Genomic DNA, 7,243 nt, shown 5'->3' with positions numbered 1-7,243 from the left:
CAAGAAGGGATTTTTGGATTACATCCATCCATCATCATTACCAGTATTTTTCAAACGCGCCTTAAAGCCCGCGTTTACATTTGAGGAATGGACTAAAGCAGAAAACTGCTCTCCGTTCCCACACTGGTTATGAATAGGCTGATGCATAAAACCAATCAAGTGCAGGGCAGACACACCTGCCCTGTCATAAAAGGTAATATTTAATCCGCACCAACGAGCGTAAACCACGCATCTTCGTCGATCACCTCAATGCCCAATTCGGCAGCTTTGGTGAGTTTTGAGCCTGCCCCCGGCCCTGCCACCACCAGATCTGTCTTTTTTGAAACAGAACCCGCTGCTTTTGCGCCATAGCGCTCCGCCATGGTCTTGGCTTCATCACGTGACATGCGCACCAGTGATCCGGTGAAAACGATGGTTTTACCGGCAACCGGTGAGCCGCTCACGATTTCGTGAACTTCATCCAGCGGTATTACCTCTGCCAGCAATGCGCTAAGCACTTCTGTGTTATGCGGCTCCTGATAGAAATCCACAATCGCTTCAGCAACAATTGTGCCGATGCCTTCCACATCCGTCAGGTCACGCCATGCATCACTGCCCTTGTCGCCCTTATCATGCGGCACCAGAGCGGCCTGTGCCACTTCTGCCAGCTTGGCATAAGAACCAAAGGCACGAGCGAGTTTCTTGGCATTGACCTCACCGACATGGCGGATACCAAGCCCGAACAGAAAACGGCTCAACGCAATCTCACGCCGCTCATTAATCGCAGCATAGAGTTTCTTCACCGATGTCGCACCGAAACCTTCAATATTTTCCAGCTTCTTTAGCGATACAGCCTGTCGTTTTTCCAGCGTGAAAATATCTGCCGGTGTGCGGATTTTTAAACTTTCATCCTCAGCGTTGAAGAAGAATTCGACCTGCTTTTCGCCCAAACCTTCAATGTCAAAAGCATTACGCGAAACGAAATGGCGAATGCGTTCAACTGCCTGCGCCTCACAAATCAGACCACCGGTGCAACGGCGTACAGCCTCACCTTCTTCGCGCACCGTATGGCTGCCGCAGACAGGGCACAGACGCGGGAATTCATAGGCAACACTCTCCGCAGGGCGTTTATCGGCGACAATATCCACAATCTGCGGGATCACATCACCGGCGCGCTGAATTATGACGGTATCGCCGACGCGGATATCACGCCCTTCACGCAGTACATTGCCCTTCTGGTCAAATCCGCGAATATAATCCTCATTATGCAGCGTGGCATTGGTCACCACCACGCCCCCGACAGTGATCGGCTCCAGACGCGCCACCGGTGTTAAAGCGCCGGTTCGCCCGACCTGAATATCAATACCTTTGAGAATGGTGAAAGCACGCTCTGCCGGAAATTTATGCGCAATCGCCCAGCGTGGGCTGCGCGAGATAAAACCAAGGCGCTGCTGCAAGGCCAAATCGTCAATCTTATAGACCACGCCATCAATGTCATAACCGAGGGTGGCACGCTGTTCTTCAATCGCATGATAATGGGCAACCAGTTCCGGCACGCTCTCAAAACGACGCATCAGCGGATTGATGGTGAAACCATAGGATTTGAACTTTTCCACCATACCCATTTGTGTGGTGGCAGGCATTTCGCTCACCTCACCCCATGCATAGGCGAAAAAACGCAACACACGGCTGGCGGTGATTTTGCTGTCCAGCTGGCGCAGCGATCCTGCTGCCGCATTGCGCGGATTGGCAAAAACCGGTTTACCGTCTTTTTCCTGTTTTTCATTAAGCGCCGCAAAATCGGCATGGCTCATATAGACTTCACCGCGCACTTCCAGCACATCCGGCGCATCGCCTTTCAACACCTGCGGAATATCGGCAATTGTACGCGCATTATTGGTGACATTCTCGCCTACAGAGCCATCGCCGCGTGTCGCAGCACTCACCAGCCGCCCCTGCTCATAACGCAGCGAGAGCGACAGCCCGTCAATCTTCGGCTCTGCGGTAATACCGAGCGGGCTTCCCGGAAAGAGCTTGAGAAAACGGTAAATACGCCCGACAAACTCGCCGACATCCTCATCACTGAACGCATTATCCAGCGACAGCATCGGCACATTATGGGTGATTTTGGAGAATTTCTCGGAAACCGCTGCACCGACTTTCAGCGACGGCGAATCTTCGCGGATCAAATGCGGAAAACGTTGCTCAATTGCCTGATTGCGGCGACGCAGAGCATCATATTCCGCATCGGAAATTGTCGGCGCATCCTGCGTATTATAGAGAAAATCATGCTCAGCGATGGTTTTAGCCAGCAATTCAAGCTCAGCTGCGGCCTGTTCTTCGCTCAAATTTTCAACGCTGATTTCACTCATATTCAACCCGTCTCCGTTTACGGATTCAATATAACACAGGTGATGAAAATCAAACGCTCAAGACTGAATTTTATGCAGTCAGAGCACCGTTTTCCCGCAGCAAGCGCTCGGCAGCAGCACGGGCTTCATCAGTCACACTGGCACCGGCCAGCATACGCGCGATTTCTTCCTGACGCTCAGCCACTTCCATGGTGCGGATAGAGGTGCGCATCTGTTCGCTCTCCCCTTGCGCCTTGGCGATCAGGAAATGCGTTGTCGCACGGGCGGCCACCTGCGGCGCATGAGTGACAGAAAGCACCTGCACATTGGATGACAGCCGTGCAAGACGCTGACCAATCGCATCAGCCACTGCACCGCCCACACCCGTATCAATTTCGTCGAATACCAGTGTTGGTGCCGAACCGCGATCAGCAAGAGCAACCTTGAGCGCCAGCAGGAAACGGGACAATTCACCGCCCGAGGCCACTTTCATCATTGGCCCTGCGCGTGTTCCCGGATTGGTACGCACCCAATATTCAACAACATCAATACCTTCAGCACTGCGGTTTTCCGCATCGGTTTCGATATTAACGATAAATTCCGCACGCTCCAGCTTCAGCGCCGGCAATTCCTGCATCACAGCCTGCGTCAGCGACTGCGCAACCTGTGCGCGCTCTGCCGACAATGCAGCCGCTGCCGTGTCATAAATTAGGCGATTTTCCTGAGCCTGCTTCTCCAGCTGCTCCAGCTTTTCCGCACCGGCATCCAGATCCTGCAAATCCGCATCCATCTTGTCGCGCAATGCAGCCAGATTGGCCACCGGCACAGAGAATTTACGCGAAGCTGCACGCAGCGCAAAAAGACGCTCTTCCACTGTCTCCAGCACACGCGGATCAAAATCAATCTCGCGCATTGCCGTATCAATACCGCTCTGCGCATCACCTAGGCGATCCAGCGCCTCGTCAATCGCTTTAATCACCGGCTCCAGCAGATGCGGTGCTTCCGGCATTTTGCGCTCAAGACGGCGCACCAATGCGGCCAAAGTCGGCACCGGCGATTCATGACCGGACAACAGATCATTGGCTTCGCTCACATCTGTCGCGATCTTCTCGGACTTCATCATGATAGAGCGCTTTTCAGCCAGCTCATCTTCTTCGTCTTCTTGTGGATTGAGCTTATCTAGCTCTTCAGCCGAGGCGCGCAAATAATCCGCCTCACGCGCTGCGGCTTCCACCTTGGCACGATGTTTGACCAGAGCACTCTCACTGTCGCGCCATTGCTTGTACAAGCGACGCAGCTGCAAAGTCTGCCCGTCCAGCCCGCCAAATGCATCCAGCAATGTGCGATGCAAATCTGTATCGATCAGCGCACGGTCATCATGCTGGCCGTGGATTTCCACCAGATGGCGGCCAAGCTCACGCAGCAAACCAACGCTTGCTGCCTGATCATTGATGAAGACACGCGAACGGCCGTCACTATTCTGCACACGGCGCAGAATAATGTCGCCGTCATCATTGATTTCATTATCCTTGAGAAAATTACGGGCGGGATGATTGATGCCGACATCAAACACCGCCGTCACCTGCCCCTGCTCCGCTCCATGGCGCACAAGGGAAGCATCGCCTCTGGCACCAAGCGCCAGAGACAAACTGTCGAGCAAAATAGATTTACCCGCACCGGTTTCACCGGTGAGGACAGACAGGCCTTTTTGAAACTCGATATCGAGTTTCTCAATCAGGACAATATCGCGGATCGACAGTTGCGCTAGCATGGCTGCCTTTTATAGCATTTTACAGTCAAATGGCCACATTTGGCATCGTATAAATGCGGGGAAACAATAAAGCAGAGCAAGCTGAAATTATCTTGTAATCACAACTTGCTCTGTTTTCATTAAGCGCCGCCAGTGATGAGCGAAGATGCTTTGGAAAGCCACGAACCGGTGTTTTCACGCGGCTCAAGACCACCACCCTGTAAGAGCTTATAGGAATCTTTATACCAAGGGCTGTCCGGGAAGTTCTTACCCAGAACCGCAGCAGCAGTCTGCGCTTCAGAGGTCAGACCCAGTGCAAAATAAGCCTCGGTCAGACGAGCCAGCGCTTCTTCCACCTGACGGGTGTTGGAATATTCCTCAACCACATTGCGGAAACGCTTGATCGCGCCGAGATATTCCTTGCGCTCAAGATAGTAACGGCCGACCTGCATATCCTTACCGGCGAGCTGATCGCGGGCAAAGCGGATCTTGGTCTTGGCGTCTTCAACATATTCCGATTTCGGGAAACGATCGACAACTTCCTGCATCGCAGCAATCGCACGGCGGCTTGCCGCCTGATCGCGCGTTACATCCGGAATCTGACGGAAATAGCTCAGGCCGATGATGTAATAGGCATAAGCGGATTCATCCGAAGTCGGATAAAGCGTGTTGTAGCGCTTGGCCATTGAAATGGCTTCTTCATAATTACCTTTGCGGTAATTGGTGAATGCGGACATCACCAGCGATTTACGCGCATATTCTGTGTAAGGATGCTGACGGTCAACAGCGGCGAATTTCTTCGACGCTTCGTCCAGACGTCCGGCTTCGAGATTGGCAAGACCTTCATTATAAAGCTTGTCAGCCGGATCAATGCTCTCGACATATTTGGACAGGTCAACATCTTTGTCACCGGAGGCACAACCTGCAAGCGCCATTGTCAGCACGACAGCACTGGTCGCCATAGCCAGCTTGGTCATTTTACGAATTTGAGAACCCTCAGCACCAGTAATATTGGCTGCAGTATCTGGGAATTTAGAAATCGTCATGCTGTCTCCGGTGTTTCGGCAACACAAATCATGGGCAAATCATTCCTGTGTCAGAGGGTTCATAAACCATAGCTGAGAACAATCGGCAATGTTAATACAAGTTTATTCGCACTGCTTCGAGACTGCAATGCCTGCCAGACACGACTTTTTCAACCCGTACAGTCATAAAACAGCAAAATCTCTTACAAACCGCCATCACACTGCATGTGTTCGCGGCTCAATTAAGGCTGACAGAACAGACTCTCAAAGAATCATTGAGTAATTTGTCCTGATTATCATTTATAGTTGCGCGCTGTGTTCTTCAGATAACAAAAACTCAGCTTTCCATCTGGAAATGATCCGGTTTTTCCAGCAATGTCTTCACCAGAAGCGCATTCAGCTTATGACCGCCGCGATAGGAGCGGAACAGGCCACGAAACGGATGCCCTGCCAACGCCAGATCACCGACAGAATCCAGCAATTTATGGCGCACGAATTCGTCCGCATAGTGCAGCCCGTCAGGATTAAGCACCTCGCCCTCATCGCCGATAGCAATGGAATTTTCCAGCGACGAGCCAAGCGCCAGCCCCATGGAGCGCAGCTTTTCTACATCGCGCATAAAACCGAAAGTGCGTGCTTTAGCGATTTCACGCTCAAAAACATCCGCATCAAGATCAAAGCTGAAAGACTGGCGGCCGATAGAGGCGACAGGAAAATCAATTTCCACCTCATAGCGGGTACCGTTATGCGGTACAAACTCTGCCCAGTTCTGTCCATCTTCCACATGCACGGGTTTCAAAATAGTCAGATACTGACGCGGGGCGTCCTGCTTCACTAATCCGGCCTTGCGGAATGCACTGATAAATTCAGCCGAACCGCCACCGAGGATCGGCACTTCAGGGCCGTCAATTGCAATAGTCAGATTATCAATGCCAAGCGCTGCAATCGCTGCCATCAGATGTTCAATCGTGCTGACACCGAAATCAGCTGAACCGATAGACGTATTCAGCGTTGTCGAACCAAGCGAAGCAGACAATGCAGGAATGCTCTCACGCCGCCCCTCACTATTGTGACGAATAAAAACAATACCGTGGTTCACAGGCGCCGGACTGATATCCAGCGTAACAGGTTTGCCGCCATGCACACCAAATCCCGAGAGCGGGAATGATCCGGCTATTGTTTGCTGCATAGTTTTCATAACAATCCTGTTTCCTGTCTTATCTGCCAGTTTCATATAGGACGCACAGCCTCAAGGCTCAATCTTGTTTCCCGATAAAACACCAGCCTTAAAACAAAAAAACACCGCGTCCCTGATGAGAACGCGGTGAAATTTAAGCAAAAGGTATTTTATCAGATCAGTTGGCCTGACGGCGCAGGAACGCCGGAATTTCAAGCTGATCATCTTCAGAAGCCATGCGCGGCTGTGCACGACCCTGACTGTCAAGCTGACCGTTACGCGGTGCGTAGATCGAGGCATCCTGCGACAGCGGACGACGCTGTTCAGGGGCACGAGCCTGCATCGGAGCGGCTGGCATTTCACGTTTCTGAGCCGGTTCCAGACGGGCAGTCGGCTGTTCATCATCACGACGGGACAGGCTGGCAGTCAGACGACGCAGCAGACCAAGCGGACCGCGTTCTTCATGTGCCTGCTGTGCCGGCTGCGGAGCCGGTGCGCGACGGGCATTCATTTCCGCCTGAACAGCCGGAGGAAAGTCCGATACGCTTGGCATACGCGGAGCCTGACGCGGCTGCTGCGGAGCCAGAGCCGGATCCATGTGCTGCTGCGGCTGGAACTGCGGCTGAGGTGCCAGATTATGAGCTGGCTGCTGCATCTGCGGCTGAACCGGAGCCTGCATCTGCGGGCGCGGAGCGGCTGGCTGCTGACGCATTTCCATCATATCCGGTGCAGGTGCCTGAAAAATACGGCTCTGCGGCTGGAAAGCAGCATCATTGGTAGCGGCTGGCGGCGCATAGGAGCGCTGCTCACCTTCACCCAGATGCAGGGACTGCTGAGCCGGAGCGGCGTGTTCAACAGGTTTAGCCTGAGCAACAGGCTGCTGAACAGGAGCCTGAGCGGCTGGCTGCGGAGCTGGTTTAGCTACTGGTTTCGCTGGCTGGCGAAATTCCAGCGGCGCAGG

Annotated in this window: 4 protein-coding genes and 1 pseudogene; all 5 read right to left on the bottom strand. The window is 53.0% G+C overall.

Features of this window, described 5'->3' with window-relative positions; all coding sequences use genetic code 11:
* Positions 1-200: 200 nt before the first annotated feature.
* On the bottom strand, positions 201-2,351 hold the full coding sequence (gene ligA / locus A918_RS0112400; protein WP_022711377.1) for an NAD-dependent DNA ligase LigA: 2,151 nt from the start codon (positions 2,349-2,351) through the stop codon (positions 201-203).
* A gap of 70 nt (positions 2,352-2,421) precedes the next feature.
* Complete coding sequence (gene recN, locus A918_RS0112395) at positions 2,422-4,101, bottom strand: DNA repair protein RecN (RefSeq protein ID WP_022711376.1); 1,680 nt, start codon at positions 4,099-4,101, stop codon at positions 2,422-2,424.
* Positions 4,102-4,220: 119 nt separating this feature from the next.
* Positions 4,221-5,057, bottom strand: coding sequence for an outer membrane protein assembly factor BamD (locus A918_RS0112390; protein ID WP_051139041.1), 837 nt, complete (start codon positions 5,055-5,057; stop codon positions 4,221-4,223).
* A gap of 385 nt (positions 5,058-5,442) precedes the next feature.
* Positions 5,443-6,303: a UDP-3-O-acyl-N-acetylglucosamine deacetylase gene (lpxC, locus tag A918_RS0112385; RefSeq protein WP_022711374.1), complete on the bottom strand. Its 861-nt coding sequence runs from the start codon at positions 6,301-6,303 to the stop codon at positions 5,443-5,445.
* Positions 6,304-6,460: 157 nt separating this feature from the next.
* Positions 6,461-7,243 (bottom strand): annotated as a pseudogene (locus A918_RS0112380) (cell division protein FtsZ); the annotation flags it as partial.

The sequence above is a fragment of the Pseudochrobactrum sp. AO18b genome (assembly GCF_000409565.1).
GTDB classification, from domain to species: Bacteria; Pseudomonadota; Alphaproteobacteria; order Rhizobiales; family Rhizobiaceae; genus Pseudochrobactrum; species Pseudochrobactrum saccharolyticum.
Note: the sequence above shows the minus strand (reverse complement) of the source record. Positions and strands in the feature narration are given on the sequence as shown.